This window comes from Streptomyces sp. NPDC051172 (assembly GCF_040682555.1).
In the GTDB taxonomy this organism is placed as follows: Bacteria; Actinomycetota; Actinomycetes; order Streptomycetales; family Streptomycetaceae; genus Streptomyces.
Genome location: NZ_JBFBBE010000026.1, coordinates 24,601 through 44,684 on the forward strand (window position 1 = coordinate 24,601; position 20,084 = coordinate 44,684).

At 75.0% G+C, this 20,084-nt stretch carries 1 protein-coding gene; it reads left to right on the top strand.

Going from position 1 to position 20,084, the window contains the following annotated elements:
* Positions 1–10 precede the first annotated feature (10 nt).
* Positions 11–20,008, top strand: coding sequence for a non-ribosomal peptide synthase/polyketide synthase (locus AB0N07_RS17945; RefSeq protein WP_365835970.1), 19,998 nt, complete (start codon positions 11–13; stop codon positions 20,006–20,008).
* The last annotated feature ends 76 nt before the right edge of the window (positions 20,009–20,084 follow it).

The following is a 20,084-nucleotide window of genomic DNA, read 5'->3' on the forward strand; positions in this document are numbered from 1 at the left end:
CCGGACGACCATGACGTCTTCGAAGCGAGACCGCACCAACGCCCTCCCTGCGGACCTTCAGGAGGCGATGCGCCGCCGCCTCGCCGGCCGGGCCGGGAACACGCCGGGCGCCGCACGCCCGGGCATCCCGCGCGCCGACCGCTCCCGGCCGCTGCCGCTGTCCTTCGCCCAGCAGCGGCTGTGGTTCCTGGACCGGCTGCGGCCCGGCGACGCCCGCTACAACAGCGCCGTCGCGCTGCGCCTGACGGGCCGGCTGGACCACACCGCCCTCAGCCGCGCGCTGGACCTCGTCGTCGAGCGGCACGAGGCGCTGCGCACCACGTTCGAGGAGAGCGACGGCCGGCCGGTGCAGAGGGTGCGCCCGGCGGCCCCGGTGCCGCTGCCGGTGACCGACACCCCGTCGTCCGCCCTGGAGGCCGCCCTGCTTGCCGAGTACGAGCGTCCCTTCGACCTTTGCACCGGTCCGCTCCTGCGCGCCCTGCTCCTGCGCGAGTCGGACACCGCGCACACGCTCATGCTGACGGCGCATCACATAGTCACCGACGGCTGGTCGATGGGTGTCGTGCTGGAGGAGCTGTGCTCCGCCTACGACGCCCTGTCCCGGGGCACGGCCCCGACGCCGGGGCCGGTGGCGACGCAGTACCCCGACTTCGCCGCGTGGCAGCGCGAACAGCTCACCGGCCCACGCCTGGAGCGCGAACTCGCCTACTGGACCGAGCAGTTGTCCGGAGCCGTGCCGCCGCGGCTGCCGCTCGACCGCCCCCGCGACGGGGAGGAGTCCGGGGTGGGAGCCGTGCACACCTTCACCGTGCCCGTGGACGTCACCGCACGGCTGCGCGAGCTGGCGGCCGAGCAGCACACCACTCTGTTCACGTCCCTGCTCGCCGCCTGCCAGACCCTGCTGGCCCGCTGGTCCGGGCAGGACGACATCACCGTCGGCTCCCTGACCCCGGGCCGCTCCCGCACCGACCTGGAACGCGCCGTCGGCTTCTTCGCCCACACCGTCGTCCTGCGCACCCCCGTGGACACCGCCGGCTCCTTCCGCGACCTGCTCGGGGCCGCCGCAACCACCGTCAACGACGCCTTCGCGCACGGCGACACGCCGTTCGAGCGGCTGGTGGAGGCCGTGGGCGCCACGCGCGAGGCGGGCCGCAACCCCCTGTTCGACGTGATGGTCCTGCTGCACCCGGCCCCGCCTGCCGCACCCGCCCTGCGTGATCTGGCCACCGCCCCGGTCGCCGTACCCCGGCAGGCGTCCACCTTCGACCTCAGCGTGGAGTTCGTCCCCGACGGGGACGGGCTGACCGGCCTCCTGGAGCACCGCACCGACCTGTTCGACTCCGCCACCGCCGAGCGGATGGCCGGCCAACTGCTGCGCATCCTGCAGGGCGCGGCCACCGCACCGGACCGCCCGCTGGGCACACTGCCCCTGCTCACCCCGGGGGAGGCCCGGCGCGTCACGGACACGTGGAACGCCACCGCGCCGCCCGTCCCCACCACCACCCACCCGGAGCTCCTCGCCCGGCAGGCGGCCCGCACCCCGCACACCACCGCCCTGGTCGCCGGGGACGACCGCCTCGACTACGCGACCCTCAACGCCCGCGCCAACCGGCTGGCCCGCCACCTCGTCGCCCAGGGCGCCGGCCCCGAACAGCTGGTCGCGCTCCGTCTGCCGCGCACCGCGGACATGATCGTGGCGATGCTCGCCGTGTGGAAGTCCGGCGCCGGCTACCTGCCCCTCGACCTCGCCCTGCCCGAGGAACGCGTCCGGTTCCTGCTCGACGACGCCCGCCCCGCCCTGGTACTGGACGAGGCCGCACTGCGCGCGGTGCCCGCGACCCTGCCGGACACCGACCCGGTCGTGCCTCCGGCCCCGGACACCACCGCGTACGTCCTCTACACCTCCGGCTCCACCGGCCGCCCCAAAGGCGTCGCCGTGACGCACCGCTCGCTCACCCACCTGCTGGCGGCGCACCGTGCGGGCTTCGTCGCCGACGCGGGCGGAGGCCCGCTGCGAGTGGCGCTGACCGCGTCGTTCTCCTTCGACACCTCGCTGGAGGGCGTGCTGCTGATGGCCGACGGCCACCCGCTGCACCTGGTCGACGAGACGACCCGGCTCGATGCCGCCGCCCTGGTGGAGTACGTCGTCGAGCACCGCATCGACTTCCTCGACCTGACCCCGTCCTACCTGCGCCAGCTGCTGCCCGCCGGACTGCTCACCGACCCGCGGCACCGCCCGCGCGTGCTGATGCTCGGCGGCGAGGCGATCGGCCCCGACCTGTGGCGGGAGCTGGCCGGCCACCGGGACGTGGCCTCGTACAACTTCTACGGACCCACCGAGTGCACGGTCGACGCCCTGGCCTGCCGTATCGAGGGCGAGGGACGTCCGCTGGTGGGCCGGCCGCTGCCCCACGTGCGCGCCTACGTCCTCGACGACCGCCTCCAGCCGGTGCCGCCCGGTGTCGGCGGCGAGCTGTACCTGGCCGGCGAGCAGCTGGCCCGCGGCTACGCGGGTCGCCCCGGGCTGACCGCCGCGCGTTTCCTCGCCGACCCGTTCGGTCCGCCCGGAACCCGCATGTACCGCACGGGCGACCTGGCCCGCTGGACCGCCGACGGGCGCGTCGACTACCTCGGGCGCACCGACGACCAGGTGAAGGTGCGCGGCCACCGCATCGAGCCGGGCGAGGTGGAGGCGGCACTGCTCGACCTGCCGGACCTCACCGGCGCCGCGGTCGTCGCGGTCGCGGACACGCACGGCCACCTGCGGCTGGCCGCCTACGTCGTACCCCGACAGGGCGCGAAGCCGCCCGCCGCCGCACAGCTGCGGGCGGCCTGCCGCCGGGTCCTGCCCGACCACATGGTGCCGTCGTCGTTCACCGTCCTCGACGCGCTGCCGCTGACCACCAGCGGCAAGCTGGACCGCCGTGCCCTGCCCGCCCCCGACGTCGACGCGCAGCCGCGCGAGCGGGAGTTCGTCGCACCGCGCACCCCCGACGAGGAGACCCTGGCCGGGATCTGGGCGGAGGTGCTGGGCGTCGGGAGAGTGGGCGTCACCGACAACTTCTTCGAACTCGGCGGCGACTCGATCCTCAGCATCCAGGCCGTCTCCCGCGCCCGCGCCGCCGGCCTGCGCCTGACCTCGCGGGACGTCTTCCGCCACCAGACCGTCGCGGACCTGGCCGCCGCGGCGTCCCGGCGCACCGCCGAGATGCCCGCGCCCCGCCGGACGCGGCAGGAGGGGCCCGCCCCGCTGACCCCGGTCCAGGACTGGTACTTCGCCACGCACAGCGACCGGCACGGCCGCCCGCGGCACTTCAGCATGTCGATGCTCGTCGACCTGCCGTACGACATCGACGAGCCCGCGCTGGAACGCGCCGTCGACGCGCTGGCCGCCCACCACCCGGCCCTGCGCACCCGCTTCGCCCGCCGCGGCGACACCTGGTCGCAGCACCCCGGCGAGGGCCCGGCCACCGGGCTGACGACCCGCCACGACCTGACCGGCGCCGCCGACCTCCCGGCCGCCCGTGTCGGGGCCGCCGACGCCGCCCGCGCGGCCCTGGACCCGGAGACGGGTGCACTCCTGCGCGCCGCGCTGCTGCTGCCACCGCCCGGTGAACGACCTCAGCTCTTCCTCACCGCCCACCACCTGGCCGTGGACAGCGTCTCCTGGCGCATCCTCCTCGCCGACCTGGAGCTGGCCTACCGGCAGGCGACGGCGGGTGAACCGGTGCAACTGGAGCCCGTCCCCTCGGCGTTCACCGACTGGGCCGCGGACCTGTCCCGCCGGGTGCGGGCCGGTGACCTCGACGACGACCTGCCGTACTGGACGGCCGAGGCCGCCGGGCCACGGACCCCACTGCCCGTGGACCGCCCCGGGACAGCGCTCGCCGGATCCGTGCGCACGGTCCGTACCCGGGTGGACCGCGCCACCACCGAGGCGCTGCTCCGCCGGGTGCCCGCCGCCTACCGCACGCAGGTCAACGACGTCCTGCTGAGCGCGCTGAGCCGGGTCCTCACCGACTGGACGGGCGCCGAGCGGGTGACCGTCGCCCTGGAGGGCCACGGGCGCGAGGACCGGCTCTTCGAGGACGTGGACCTGTCCCGCACGGTGGGCTGGTTCACCACCCAGTACCCCGTCACCCTCACCCCGGCCGGTCCGCCCTCCGCACCCGACTGGGGCGGCACGCTGAAGGCCGTGAAGGAGCGGCTGCGGGCCGTGCCCCGGCGCGGACTGAGCCACGAGGCGCTGGCCCGCCTCGGCTCACCCGCTCCGGCAGCCCGCGCCCTGCGAGAGGTGCCGCTTCCCCCGGTGTGCTTCAACTACCACGGGCAGTGGGATGCGAGCCCCGGAGAGGACTTCGCACCGGCCGCCGAGGTGCCCGGCAGGGACATGGCGGCCGACGAACCCCTGGACCACCTGCTCGACGTCTCGGCCGTCGTCGTCGACGGCGAGCTGGAGATCACCTGGCACTACAGCGACCACACGCACGACACGGACACCGTGCGGAACCTGGCGGACGGCATGGTGGCCGCGCTGGCCGCGATCGCCGAGCACTGTGCCCGCCCCGACGCGGGCGGCCGCACCCCCTCCGACTTCCCCCTGGCCCGCCTGGACCAGGCCGCCGTGGACCGGCTGGTGGGCGACGGCCGCACGGTGGAGGACCTGCTTCCGCTCACCCCGCTGCAGGAGGGCATGCTCTTCCACCGCCTGGTCGGCGGAGCCGAGGACGTGTACGTGGACCAGGCCGCCCTGCTCCTGGCCGGCGTGGCCGACCCGCACGCCTTCGCCGTGGCCTGGCAGCGGGTCACCGACCGCACGCCCGCGCTGCGGACCTCGGTGGTGTGGCAGGACGTGCCCGCGCCGCTCCAGGTCGTTCACCGCGACGTCCGCGTGCCGGTCACCCGGCTGGACTGGCGGGACGTCCCCGAGGGGGAGCGCGCCGACCGCTTCGCCCGGCTCCGCGCCGACGACCTCGCCCGCGGCATCGACCTCGCCGCGGCCCCGCTGATGCGGCTCACCCTCGTCCGCCTGCCCGAAGCCCGACTGCATCTGCTGTGGACCTCCCACCACCTCATACTCGACGGCTGGAGCCTGGCCCAGGTGCTGACGGAGGTGTGCGAGGAGTACGCGGCGCTCACCGCCGGAAGCGAGCCGAGCCCGCCCGTGCGCCGGCCCTTCGCCGACTACGTGCGCTGGCTGGCCGGCCAGGACGCCGAGGCCGCACGGGCGCACTGGCGGCAAGCCCTCGCCGGATTCGCCACCCCCACCCCGCTGCCCTTCGACCGCCCCCCGACCGGCGGGCACGAGGCCCGGTCGGCGGACGTCCACACGGCCGGACTGTCCGACGCGGTGTCCGCGACTCTGGCCCGTACCGCCCGCGACGCCGGGCTGACCGTGAACACCGTCGTGCAGGGCGCCTGGGCGCTGCTGCTGGCCCGCTACAGCGCCGAGCCGGACGTGGTGTTCGGCACCACCGTCTCCGGACGCCCCGAGGAACTGCCGGGCGTGGAGTCGATGGTGGGCATGTTCATCAACACGGTGCCCACCCGCGTCCGGGTCGAGGGCCACCGCACGGCCGTCGAGTGGCTGCGCGAACTCCAGGCCGGCCAGGCCGAGTCGAGGCGTTTCCCAGCCGCCTCCCTCGCCGAACTCACCGCCCTGAGCGACGTGCCGTCCGGCACCCCGCTCTTCCACAGCATGGTCGCCTTCGAGAACTACCCCTTCGACGAGGCCCGCGCCTCCGGCTCCGGCATCCGCCTGGTGGACGTCACCTCCCGGGACGCCACCAACTACCCCCTGGTGCTGCGCGCCTACCAGGGCGAACGGCTCGGCTACGACCTCGCCTACGACCCGCACCTGTTCGACGCCGACACCGTACGGGCGCTCGCCGACCGGCTGCGCCTGCTGCTCACGGAGTTCGCCCAGGCACCCGGCCGGCCGCTGCGTGCCCTGGCATGGACGACCGCCGGGGAACGGCGGCGCATGCTGGTCGACGTCAACGGCACCGAGCGGGGCCGCCCCGCGGACACCTTGGTGGACCTCTTCGAGGCCCAGGCCGCCCGCGCCCCCGGTGCCACCGCCGTCAGCTGCGGCGCCGACCGCCTCGACTACGCCACGCTCGACGCGGCGGCCGGCCGCCTCGCCCACCGGCTGGCCGAGGCCGGCGCCGGACCCGAACGGTTCGTGGCACTGGCCCTGCCCCGCTCCACCGACCTGGTCGTGGCGATCCTGGCCGTGCTGAAGACGGGCGCCGCCTACCTGCCCATCGACCCGAAGCTGCCCGCCGAACGCATCGCCCACCTGCTGGACGACGCCGCCCCGGTCACCCTGGTGACCACCACCGAGGCCGCCGGACGCGCACCCGGCACCACCGTCCCGCTCCTGGTCCTGGACGCTCCCGGCGTGCCGGCCGACCTCGCCGGCCGCCCCTCCACGGGCCCCGCCCCGGCCCGCCGCCCCCTGCCCGAGAGCCCCGCCTACGCCATCTACACCTCCGGCTCCACCGGCCGGCCCAAGGGCGTGGTCGTCCCGCACGCCAACGTCGTCCGCCTGTTCACCCGCACCCGCCACTGGTTCGGATTCGACGAGACGGACGTGTGGACGCTGTTCCACTCCTACGCCTTCGACTTCTCCGTCTGGGAGTTGTGGGGAGCCCTGCTGCACGGCGGCCGCCTCGTCGTCGTCCCCGACGACACCACGCGCTCCCCGGAGGACTTCCTGCGCCTGCTCGCCGACGAACGCGTCACCGTCCTCAACCAGACCCCGTCCGCCTTCTACCCCCTGGCCCGCGCGGACGCCGAGCACCCCGAACTCGGCGCACGCCTCGCCCTGCGCACGGTGGTCTTCGGCGGCGAGGCCCTGGACGTGGCCCGGCTCGCCGACTGGTACACCCGCCACCACGACACCGCGCCGCGCCTGGTCAACATGTACGGCATCACCGAGACCACCGTGCACGTCACATACGCGCCGCTGGACCGCACGACGGCCCGCACGGGCACCGCGAGTCCGATCGGCACCGGCATCCCCGACCTGAGGGTCTACCTCCTCGACGACGCTCTGGCCCCCGTACCGTCCGGCGCGGTGGGCGAGCTGTACGTGGCGGGGGAGGGCCTGGCCCGCGGCTATCTGAACAGAGCCGGCCTGACCGCGACGCGTTTCCTCGCCGACCCGTTCGGCGCGCCCGGGACGCGGATGTACCGCACCGGCGACCGGGCCCGCCGACGGGCCGACGGCACGCTGGAGTACCTGGGCCGCGCCGACCAGCAGGTGAAGATCCGCGGCTACCGCATCGAGCCCGGCGAGATCGAGGCGGCTGTGCACACCCACCCCGGGGTGGGTGAGGCGGCCGTGGGTGTCTACGAGGACGCCTCCGGAACCCGGCGGCTGGTGGCCCACGTCGTCGGCCGCGGCGGCGCCGAACCGCCGTCCGCCGCCGAACTCCGCGGCCATCTGGAGCGGCTGCTGCCCGCGCACATGGTGCCCGCCGCCTACGTACCGCTGGCGGCCCTGCCGCTGACCGTCAACGGCAAGCTCGACCGCCGTGCACTGCCGGCCCCCGGACCGGACGGCTTCGCCACGGGCACCGCGCACAGCGCGCCGCGCACCCCCGCCGAGCGGGCGGTCGCCGCCGCCTGGGCGGACGTGCTCGACACCGGCGAGGTCGGAGCCGACGACGACTTCTTCGCCCTCGGCGGCGACTCGATCCTCGCCGTCCGGGTCGTCTCGCGGCTGCGCGCCGCCTTCGGCACGGACGTCTCACCCCGGCTGCTGTTCACCCACCCGACGGTGTCCGCCCTGGCCGCCGCACTCGGTGACCCGGCGGACAGCGGCACCACACCGGCCGACGTCATCCCGGTCGCGGACCCCGGCACCCCGGCACCGCTGTCGTACGCGCAGCAGCGGCTGTGGTTCCTCGACCGCTTCGAACCGGGCAGCACCGAGTACACGACGCTGTCCGTGCTGCGCCTGCGCGGCCCGCTCGACGAGGCCGCCCTGCGAGCCGCCCTCGACGGCCTGGTCGCCCGCCATGAGGCGCTGCGCACCACCTTCGCCGAAAGGGACGGTCACGCGAGGCAGATCGTGCACCCGCCCCACCCGGTGGACCTGCCGCTGGACGACCTCACCGGCGCCCGCGACGGGCTGGACGCCCTCGTGGAACGCGAGGCCGCCGTTCCCTTCGACCTGAGCACCGGACCTCTGCTGCGGGCGCGTCTCGCGCGCCTGGCCGGCGACGAGCACGTGCTGGTCCTGGCCGTCCACCACATCGTCACCGACGGCTGGTCCGTCGGTGTGCTCGGCCGGGACCTGGGCGAGCTGTACGCGGCCGCCCTCGAGGGCCGGGCGCCCCGGCTGCCGCACCTGCCTGTCCGGTACACCGACCACGCCACCTGGCAGCGCGCCCGCACCGACCACGTGGAGAAGCAACTCGCCTACTGGCGGGACACGCTGGACGGGATCACCCCGCTGGAGCCGCCCACCGACCGGCCGCGGCCCGCCGTCCCTACGCGCGAAGGCGCGCTGGTGACCTTCACCCTCCCCGCCGCGCTCACCGAGCGGCTGCGCGAGCGGGGCCGCGAGGCCGACGCCACCCTCTACATGACCCTGCTGACGGCCTGCACGGTCCTGCTCTCGCGCTGGGCGGACCAGGAGGACATCACTGTCGGCACGGTCACGGCGGGCCGGGAGCACCCCGAACTCCACGACGTGGTCGGCATGTTCGTCAACACCCTGGTGCTGCGCAACCGGGTGGAGCCCGGCCTGTCGTTCCGCGCACTGCTGGGGCGGGTCCGCACCACCGTCCTGGACGCGTTCGCGCACCAGGAGGTGCCGTTCGAGAAGCTGGTGGACGCCCTGCAGCCCGAGCGGGACACCAGCCGCACCCCGCTGTTCCAGGTGATGGTGGCGCTGCACAACCTGGGCGCCGAGGCGCCCGGCCTGCCGGGGCTGGACGTCGAACCGCTCCTGCCGCCGGTCCGGCACGCCGCCTTCGACCTCGCCTTCGACTTCGTGGAGAGCGATGGCGGCGTCACCGGCTACCTGGAGTACGACACCGGCCTGTTCGACGCGGCCACCGCCGAACGCCTCGCCGGGCGACTGACGTTGCTGCTGGAAGCGGTGGCCGAGGACCCGCACCGGGCCGCCCGCGCCCTGTCGTTGCTCACGGACGCCGAACGACGGCAGGTGCTCGACGAGTGGCAGGGCGGACGCCTGCCCGCGGCGGACAGCACCTTCCCCGCCCTCTTCGAGGCACAGGCGGCCCGCACCCCGGACGCCACCGCCCTGGTCACCCGGGACGAAACGCTCACCTTCGGCGCCCTCGACGAGCGCGCCAACCGGCTGGCCCACCACCTGATCGCCCTGGGCGCGGGCCCCGAACGCGTGATCGCCGTGCGGCTGCCGCGCACCTCGCAACTCCTGGTCGCCCTGTTCGCCGTCCTCAAGGCGGGGGGCACCCTCCTCTGCCTCGACCCCGACCTGCCCGAGGAGCGCGTCGCGTTCCTCCTCGCCGACGCCGCGCCGCACACGGTCCTGACGGCCGACACCCTGCGCGAGGTGCCCTGGGACCGGCTGCCCGCCCACGCCCCCACCGACGCCGACCGGACCACCCCACTGCGCCCGGACAACGCCGCCTACATCGTCTACACCTCCGGCTCCACCGGCCGCCCCAAAGGCGTCACCGTGGAACACCGCCACCTGGTCAACCTCTGCCACGACCACCGGGAAGGACTCGTCGCCCCGCACACCGCCGACGGGCGACGGCTCAAGGCCGCCCTCAGCGCCTCCTTCTCCTTCGACACCTCCTGGGAGGGACCGCTGCTGCTGGCCCTCGGCCAGGAGATCCACCTCGTCGACGAGGACGTACGCCTGGACCCGGAGGCGTTCTGCGCCCAGATCGACCGGCGGGAACTGGACCTGGTGAACGTCACCCCGTCCTTCCTCCGCGAACTCACCGCCGCAGGCCTCCTCGCCCCCGGCCGCCACCACCCCCGCCTGCTGCTGGTCGGCGGCGAGGCCGTCGGCCCCGACACCTGGGCCGAACTGTGCGCGGCCCGGGCCGGCTTCGGTGTCACCGCGTACAACATGTACGGCCCGACGGAGACCACCGTCGACGCCGTCTACGGCCGCTGCGCCGACCGCCCCGAACGCCCCGTCATCGGCCGCCCCGGCCGCAACCTGCGCGCCTACGTCCTCGACGGCGCGCTGCGCCCGGTCCCGCCCGGTTTCCCCGGCGAGCTGTACCTGGCCGGGGCGCAGGTCGCCCGCGGCTACCTGAACCGGCCCGGCCTGACCGCCGCCCGTTTCCTCGCCGACCCGTTCGGGGCACCGGGGGAGCGGATGTACCGCACCGGCGACCGCGCACGCTGGGACGCGTCCGGGAAGCTGGAGTTCCTGGGCCGGGCCGACGAACAGATCAAGATCCGCGGGTTCCGCATCGAGCCCGGCGAGGTGGAGGCCGCCCTGCTCGCCCTGCCGGACGTCACCGACGCCGCGGTGACCGCCCGCGAACACGCCGGGCGCACCATGCTCGTGGCGTACGTGGTGCCCGCCGGGGAACGGCCCCCTTCCGCCGACGCCCTACGGGTGCGGCTGCGGCGGAGTCTGCCGGACCACATGGTGCCCGCCTCGTTCGTGCCCCTGACGCGGATCCCGCGCACCAGCAGCGGCAAGACCGACCGCCGCGCACTTCCCGCACCGCCCGTCCAGCCCGACGGCGGGACGCCCTACACGGCACCCCGCCCCGGCACCGAGGAGCGGCTGGCCGCCATCTGGGCCGAGGTGCTGGGCGTGGCACGGATCGGTGCCCGGGACAACTTCTTCACGCTCGGCGGCGACTCCATCCTCAGCATCCAGATCGTCTCCCGCGCCCGCCGGGCAGGCCTCGCCCTGACCACGAAGGACGTCTTCCGCCACCAGACGATCGCCGAACTCGCCCTCCGTGTCGGCGAGTCGGCGCCCGCAGCACAGGCCGGTACGGACGACGCGCCGCCCGCCGAGGCACCGCTGACACCCATCCAGCGCTGGTACCTCGACGACCGCCGCCCCGGCGACACGCTGCGCTTCACCATGACCCAGCGCCTCGAACTGGCCCCCGGCACCGATCTGCCGGCGCTGGAACAGGCGGCCGACGCTCTCGTGCGCCACCATCCGGCCCTGCGTACCCGGTTCCGGCACACCGGTGACGGCTGGCACCAGGAGGTGCTACCGCAAGCGCCGGACGGCGTGTTCACGCGTCACGACGTGGCCGGCCTGGATGCCGCGGCGCTGGAGGCCGAGGTGCAGCGCGCCGCGGACGACGCACAGGCCTCGCTCGCTCCCGTGGAGGGCCGGGTCGTACGTGTCCTGCTCTTCGACCGGGGCCCGCGCCGCCCCGCGCAGCTGCTGATCACCGTGCACCACCTGGTCGTCGACGGGGTGTCCTGGCGCATCCTGCTCGCCGACCTGGAGACCGCCCACCGCGCCGCCGCGGCCGGGCGGCCCGTCGCCCTCCCCCCGGTGGGCACCGCGTACGGCCAGTGGGCGGCGCGGCTGGAACAGCACACGCGCTCCGGCGCCCTGGACGCCGACCTCGCCCACTGGGAACGCACCGCCGCCGCCCCGGCCGCCCTGCCCGCAGGACGGCCCGGCGCCAACACCCACGGCACCGCCGCCACCGTCACCGTGGCGCTGGCACCGCAGGAGACCGAGGCGCTGCTGCGCCAGGTCCCCGAGGTCTACCGCACCCAGGTCAACGACGTGTTGCTCAGCGCCCTCGGCCGCACCCTGGCCCGCTGGTGCGAGCGCGACACCGTCCTCGTCGGGGTGGAGGGGCACGGCCGGGAGGACCTGTTCGAGGACCTGGACCTGTCGCGGACCGTCGGCTGGTTCACCGCGGAGTTCCCCCTCGCCCTGACCGTCGCGCCCGACGCCGACTGGCGCGCCACCCTGCGGTCGGTCAAGGAGCAGCTGCGCGCGGTGCCGCTGCGCGGCCTGAGCCACGGCGCCCTGCGCCACCTGCTGCCGGACAGCCCGCTCGCCGACGCCCCGCCGCCGCAGGTCGGCTTCAACTACCACGGCCGCTGGGACGCGGGCAGCGGCACGCAGGAGGGTCTGTACCGCGCCGTGCTCCGGCCGGCCGGCCGGGACACCGACCCGGACGAGACCCGCTCCTACCTGCTGGACATCACGGGCGTGGTCGAGGAAGGCCGGCTCGAACTGGGCTGGACGTACCCGAGTGCCGTCTACGACGAGTCGCTGGTGCGGGAGCTGGCCGAGGAGATGTGCGCGGCGCTCCGCGAGATCGTGGCGCACTGCGCGGACCCGGACGCGGGCGGCCGCACCCCCTCCGACTTCCCCCTTGCCGGCCTGGGCCAGGAACAGCTCGACCGGCTGGTGGGTGACGGACGGCACGTGGCGGACGTCCTGCCGCTGACGCCCCTGCAGTCCGGCATGCTTTTCCACGGTCTCGTCGACACCTCCGGTGCCTACTTCGACCGTACGGCGGTCCGGCTGACCGGAGTGGCCGACCCCGCGGCATTCGCGGCGGCCTGGCAGCAGGTCGCCGACCGCACCCCGGCCCTGCGCACCAGCGTCCACTGGCAGGGCCTGCCGCAGCCCGTGCAGGTCGTGCGCCACCGGGTGGAGCTGCCCGTCACCCACCTCGACTGGCGCGCATTGACGGCCGAGCAGCGGGCGGAGGCGACCGAGCGACTGCTCGCCGAGGACCGCGCGGCGGGCATGGAGCTGACCGCCGCACCGCTCACCCGGATCACGCTGGCGGCCCTGCCGGACGACGAGGTCCTGCTGCTGTGGTCCTCCCACCACCTGATCCTGGACGGCTGGAGCTCCGGCCAACTGCTCACCGAGGTGTGCGAGCGGTACGCCGCGCTCACCGGCGGCCCCGACACAGCACCGCCCCTGCGGCGGCAGTTCGCGGACTTCCTGCACTGGCTGCGCGAGCAGGACGAGAACGCGGCCGAACGCCACTGGGCGGACACCCTCGCCGGTTTCACCGAGCGCACCCCGCTGCCGTACGACCGCACCCCCGCCGAGGCCCACCGGGCCCGCTCCGCCGAGTCCGTCCACCACGAGCTGGACGAGCAGGTGTCCCAGCGGCTGCGGGAGACGGCAGCCCGCGGCGGGCTCACCGTCAACACCGTGGTGCAGGCCGCCTGGGCGCTGCTGCTGGCCCGCTGCGCCGGGCGCGACGACGTCGTGTTCGGCACGACCGTCTCCGGCCGCCCCGCCGAACTGCCCGGCGTCGACACCATGATCGGCATGTTCATCAACACCGTGCCCACCCGCGTGAGCGTCCGGGCCGGCGGTGTCCTGCCCTGGCTGCGCGGCCTCCAGGAGCGGCAGAGCGAGGACCGGCGCTTCGACTTCCTCGCCCTCGCCCGCATCCAGGCACTGTCCGAAGTCCCCGCCAAGGAAGCCCTGTTCGACAGCATGGTGGTGTTCGAGAACTACCCGGTCGACGAGTCGGCCGCCGCCCGGACGGGCGTGGGCGTGGCGGAGGTACGCGCCGACGACGCCACCACCTTCCCGCTCTGCCTGCGCGCCCACCTGACCGACCGGCTCGGCTTCGACCTGGCCTACGATCCCGCCTTCTTCGACCGCGCCACGGTGGAACAGGCCACGGCTCGCCTGGCCGCCCTGCTCACGAGGTTCGCCGACGGCCTAGACGGCGACGTGGACGACCTCGAACCGCTCACCGACGAGGACCGGCGGCTGCTGGCGGGGTGGAACAACACCGCCCGCCGGGCTCAGCCGAGCAGCCCGGTGGACCTGTTCGCCGACCAGGCCCGCCGCACCCCGCACGCCCTCGCGCTGGACGACGGCGACCAGCCGCTGACCTACCGCGAACTCGCCGACTGGTCCGACCGGGTGGCGTCCCGCCTGCTCGCCGACGGCCTGGCCGCCGAGGACGGGGTGGCCCTGCTCATGGACCACGGCGCCGAACTCGTCGTCGCCCAGCTCGCGGTCCTCAAAGCGGGCGGCGCCTACGTCCCGGTCGACGCCCGCGCCCCCGAGGAGCGGCGCCGGACGATGCTCGCGCAGGCCGGCGTCAGGGCCCGGCTCACCGCCGAGGACATCGCCGCGGCCCGCCACGCCCCCCTGGCGGGCCCGGCAGCCGTACCGGCGGATCCGGACCGGCCGGCCTACGTCATGTTCACATCCGGCTCCACCGGACTGCCGAAGGCGGTGGCCGTACGCCACCGCGACGTGGTCTCGCTGGCCACGGACAGCCGATTCGCCGACGGGGTGTGCGCCCGCGTGCTGCTGCACTCGCCGGTCGCGTTCGACGCGGCCACCTTCGAGGTGTGGGCGCCCCTGCTGACCGGTGGCTGCGTGGTCGTGGCCCCCGGGGAGACGGTGGAGGCGGGCCTGCTGCGGCGGCTGACCGGTGGCACGGCGTCGCATGGCGAGAGCGGGCTGACCGCCCTGTGGCTGACGGCGGGCCTCTTCCGCCTCCTGGCCCAGGACGCGCCCGACTGCTTCGCGGGCCTGCGCCAGGTGTGGACCGGCGGTGACGTGGTCCCCGCGGCGGCCGTACGCCGGGTGCTGGCCGCCTGCCCCGGCCTGACCGTGGTGGACGGCTACGGCCCGACCGAGACCACGACCTTCGCCACCTCCCACGCCCTCACGGACGCGGCGGCCGTACCCGCGACCGTGCCCGTCGGCCGGCCGCTCGACGACAAGCGCGTCCACGTCCTGGACGCGCGGATGCGTCCCGTTCCGCCGGGCTGCGCGGGCGAGCTGTACGTGGCCGGCGAAGGCGTGGCGCGCGGCTACCTGGGCCGCCCCGGCGAGACCGCCCGCCGTTTCCTCGCGGACCCCGCCGGGCCGCCCGGCGCCCGCATGTACCGCACCGGAGACCTGGCCCGGCGCCGCCCGGACGGCACCGTCGAGTTCCTCGGCCGCGCCGACGACCAGGTGAAGATCCGCGGTTTCCGGGTGGAACCCGGCGAGGCGGCGGCAGCGCTGGCGGCCCACCCCGGTGTCGCGGACGTGGCCGTGGTGGCCCGCGAGGACCGGCCCGGCGCCCGCCGCCTGGTCGCCTACGTCGTGGGCCCGGCCGGGGACGACCCCGAAGAGCTGCGCGCGTACGCACGACGCACGCTTCCCGACTACCTGGTGCCCTCCGCGTTCGTCGCGCTGGCGGAGCTCCCGCTGAGCGGCAACGGCAAGGTGGACCAGGCAGCGCTCCCGGCACCGGAGCCGGACACCGACGCGGCACAGGGCGAGGGCAGCGTGCCGCGCACCGGGGCCGAACGCCGTACCGTCGACGTCTTCGCGGACGTGCTCGGCGGACCACCCCCGGGCGTGGAGGACGACTTCTTCGCGCTGGGCGGCGACTCCATCCTCAGCATCCGCCTCGCCTCCCGCCTGGCCGAGGAGTTCGGCACCACGCTCTCCCCACGCGCGGTGTTCACCCACCCGACGCCCGCCGCGCTCGCCGCGCTGCTCACCGGCGACCGGACCGCCGACGGGACCGCTCCCGCGATCGTGCCGGTGGCCCGGGAAGCGGCGGCGCCGATGTCGTACGCGCAGCAACGCCTGTGGTTCCTGGAGGAGTTCGCGCCCGGCGGCACCGAGTACGTCACCGCCCTGGCACTGCGCCTGCGCGGCCGGCTCGACATCCGCGCCCTCACGGCGGCCCTGGGCAAGCTGGTGGCCCGGCACGAGTCGCTGCGCACCACCTTCGACACGGTGGACGGCCAGGGAGTCCAGATCGTCCACCCGCCGCGCCCGGTGCCGCTGCCACTCGACGACCTGTCCGGGCTGCCCGAGGACGACCGCACGGCCCGCCTGGAGGAACTGCTCGCGGCAGACCGCGCTCGCCCGTTCGACCTGCGTGAAGGTCCGCTGCTGCGCACCGGCCTGATACGCCTGGCCGACGACGACCACGTCCTGGCCCTCTCACTGCACCACATCATCACCGACGGCTGGTCGACCGCCGTCCTCACCGGCGACCTCGCCCACCTGTACCGGGCCGAGCTCGACCCGGCCACCGGGCCTCTGCCGGCACTGCCGGTCCAGTACGCCGACTACGCGCAATGGCAGCGCACCACGAGTGCCGGTGAACAACAACTGGCCTACTGGAAAGCACAGTTGGCGAACATCGAGCCGCTGGAGCTGCCCACCGACCGGCCGCGCCCGCCGGTCCGCACCCGGTCCGGGGCGACCGCCCGGCTGACCCTGCCGCCCCGCACCGCCCGCCGTCTCGCGCAGGTCGGCCGGGACCGCGGAGCCACCCTCTTCACCACCCTGGTCGCCGCCGCCCAGACCTTCCTCGCCCGGCTGAGCGGCGGCCGGGACATCGCCGTCGGCACCGTCACCTCCGGCCGCGAACAGGCCGAGATCCAGCAGCTGATCGGGTTCTTCGTCAACACCCTGGTGCTGCGCTCGCACGTCGACGCCGACCGTCCCTTCCCCGAGTTCCTCGACGACGTCCGGCGGACCGTACTGGACGCCTTCGCCCACCAGGAGGTGCCGTTCGAGCAGGTGGTGGACGAGGTGCGACCGGTGCGCGACACCAGCCGCACCCCGCTCTTCCAGGTGATGGTCGTCCTGCAGAACATCCCGGCGGCCGGCCTGGACCTGCCGGGCCTTGAGGTGGCCGCCGTCGAGACGGAGCTCGAGCACGCCGCGTTCGACCTCACCCTGGAGTTCGCCGAGACGGACTCCGGCGCCCTGGACGGTCTGCTCACCTACAACACCGACCTGTTCGACGCGGCCACGGCCGGGCACATGGCCGACCAGCTCGCCACGCTGCTGACCGCCGTGGCCGACGACCCGCACCGCCCCCTCGGCGCCCTGCCGCTCGCCTCCGACGAGGAACTCAAGGCCCTCCTGGAGCGGGGCCGGGGCCGGGGCACGGCCCGGCCGGTACCGGCGGCGACACTGCCGGAGCTGTTCGAGCGGCAGGTGACCGGCACACCCGACGCCGTCGCTCTTGTGGACGGGGAACGGCAGTTGTCGTACGCGGACGTGGACCGCGCCGCCAACCGGCTCGCCCACCGGCTGATCGCCCGCGGGGTCGGACCCGAGGAGATCGTCGCCCTGGCCCTGCCCCGAGCCGCCGAGACGGTGGTGGCGCAGCTCGCCGTCGCCAAGGCGGGCGGCGCCTTCCTGCCCGTGGACCCCGACTATCCCGAGCAGCGGCGGGAGTTCATGGTGCGTGACGCGGGCGCCCGCGTGGTCCTCGCCGACCCGGCGGACGTCTGGGCGGTGGGCGGCCCGGACACCGCGCCCACCGACGCGGACCGCACCACTGCCCTCACCGCCGACCATCCGGCCTACGTCATCTACACCTCCGGCTCCACCGGGACCCCGAAGGGAGTCGTGGTGACGCACCGGGGCCTGGCGGGCTTCGCCACAGCCGCCGCGCGGCGATACGCGGCGGGCCCCGGCGACCGGGTGCTCCAGTTCGCGTCACCCAGCTTCGACGCCTCCGTACTCGAACTGTGCGTCTCCCTGCTCAGCGGTGCCGCCCTGGTGACGGGGGAGGAAGGACCGCTGGTCGGCGAGCGGCTGGCCCAGGTACTCGCCGAACGCCGCATCAGCCACACCCTCGTCCCGCCGGCCGCTCTGGCCACCGTGGAGCCGGAGACCTCCAAAGCCCTGCCGCACCTGCGCACCCTGATCGTGGGCGCCGAGGCGTGCCCGTCCGACCTCGTGGAACGGTGGGCGCCCGGCCGCCGGATGATCAACTCCTACGGGCCCACCGAGGCCACCGTGGTCGCCACCTGGACCGGCCCACTGAGCCCAGGAGGCGACGCCCCGCCGATCGGCCGCCCGGCCGGCGCCACCCGCGTCTACGTCCTGGACGCGGCCCTGCGCCCCGTTCCGCCCGGCGTGACCGGGGAACTGTACGTGGCGGGGCCGGGCCTGGCCCGCGGCTACCTCGGCCGGCCGGGCCTGACCGCCCGGCGGTTCGTCGCCGACCCGTTCGGTGCGGCGGGCGACCGGATGTACCGCACCGGTGACCTGGTGCGCTGGGGCGCCGACGGCGAACTGCGCTTCGTCGGACGTGCGGACGACCAGATCAAACTGCGTGGCTTCCGGATCGAGCCGGGCGAGACGCAGAGCGCGTTGCGCCGCAGCCCGCACGTGCGCGACGCGGTGGTCGTCGTACGCGCCGACGGCCCCGACGGACAACCGTCCAAAGGTCCCGGGCGGCTGGTGGCGTACGTCGTCCCCGCCGACGGTGACGTCGGCGGGCTGCCCGTCGCCGCCCTGCGCGAGCACCTGGCCACGCTGCTGCCCCCGCACATGGTCCCGGCCGTGTACGTTCCGCTGGAGCGGCTGCCGCTGACCCCCAACGGCAAGACGGACCGGCGGGCCCTGCCCGCACCCGGCCCCGCGCACACCGCCACCGGCCCGCGCACCGCACCCCGGACCGACACCGAGCACCGCATCGCCCGGGTCTGGACCGACGTCCTCGGCGTGGAGGACATCGGCGTGGACGACAACTTCTTCCACCTCGGCGGCGACTCGATCCTGAGCATGCAGGTGGTATCCAGGCTGCGGCGCGAGGGCCTGCACCTGGCCACCAGGGACCTGTTCACCCACCAGACCGTCGCCGAACTGGCCACCGTCGCCGGCACCGCGCCCAAGCACACCGGTGACGGACCGGTGACCGGCGCGGTGCCTCTCACCCCGATCCAGGAGTGGTTCCTGACGACACCGCGCGCCGACCACACCCACTTCAACCAGTCGACGCTGCTGGAACTCGACGGCGCGCCCGACCCGGCCGCCCTCACCGCCGCCCTGAACGCCCTGCTGGAACACCATGACGCGCTGCGCATGCGCTTCACCAAGGACTCCGACGGCTGGCACCAGTTCAACCCGCCGCCGGGAAAGACCCAGGCGCCCCTCGTCCGGCACGACCTGACGGGCCTGTCCGCCGACGAGGCCGACACGGCCATGCAGAAGGCCGCCGACGCCCTGCACAGCGGCTTCGACCTGGCCCGGGGCCCGCTGCTGAGGGCGGCGCTGTTCACCGGCGCGGGGGCGGGCGGAACCACGGCGGCTGCGGGCGCGGGAGAGGGCGACGGTTCGGCCTTCCTCCTCCTGATCGCGCACCACCTGGTCGTGGACGCCGTGTCCTGGCGGATCCTCGCCGACGACCTGGAGGCCGCCTACCGCCAGGCGGCACGCGGTGAACCCGTCAGCCTGGGGGAGCGCACCACCTCCTTCCGCGACTGGGCACGCAGACTCGCCGCCCACGTCGCCGACGGCGGCCTGGACCACGAACTGCCCTACTGGGAGGAGGCCGTGACCGCCGGCCGGCTGCCGATCGCCTCCGCGCCCGGCGCGCAGGCGCAGGAGGAAGGCACGCTCACCGTCGAACTGGGAGAGGAGGACACGTCAGCACTGCTGCGGGCCGCGCCGGCCGCCTACCGCACCCGCGTCAACGACGTTCTGCTGGCCGCCCTGGCCCTGGCGCTGGCGCGCTGGACCGGAAGCGACCGAGTCCGCCTGGACCTCGAAGGGCACGGCCGCGAAGACCTGCTCGACGACGTGGATCTGTCCAGGACGGTCGGCTGGTTCACCACCATCCACCCGGTTGCCCTCCAGGTGCCCGAACCGGACCACCTCGGTCCCGACCGGAACTGGCGTGCCCTGGTCAAAGCGGTGCGCCGTCAGCTGCGCTCCGTGCCCGGCAACGGACTGGGCTTCGGAGCCCTGCGCACCTTCGGGCCGCCCGAGGTGCGCGAGCGGCTCGGCGCCGCGGCCCACGGGCAGGTGGTCTTCAACTACCTCGGCCAGTGGGACGCCCGCCCCGCCGCCTCCGGCGGTGGACTGGTGCGCGCCGAGCACGGCTCCTTCGGCCAGGACCACGACCCCCGGGACAGCGGATCGCACCCGCTGGAGGTGGTCGGCGCGGTCCGGGACGGCCGCCTCGCCTTCACCTGGCACCACCGTCCCGGCACGTACGACACGGCGACCGTGCGGCGCGTCGCCGCGGAGTTCGCCGCAGCGCTGCGCCACATCTCCCGGCAGGCCAGGGAGAGCCTGTGACCACGCCCCCTTGCGGCGCGCGGGGACCCCCAGCGCCTTGAGCGTCTGCAGCCAGACCGGCCGCCGACGGCGGTCG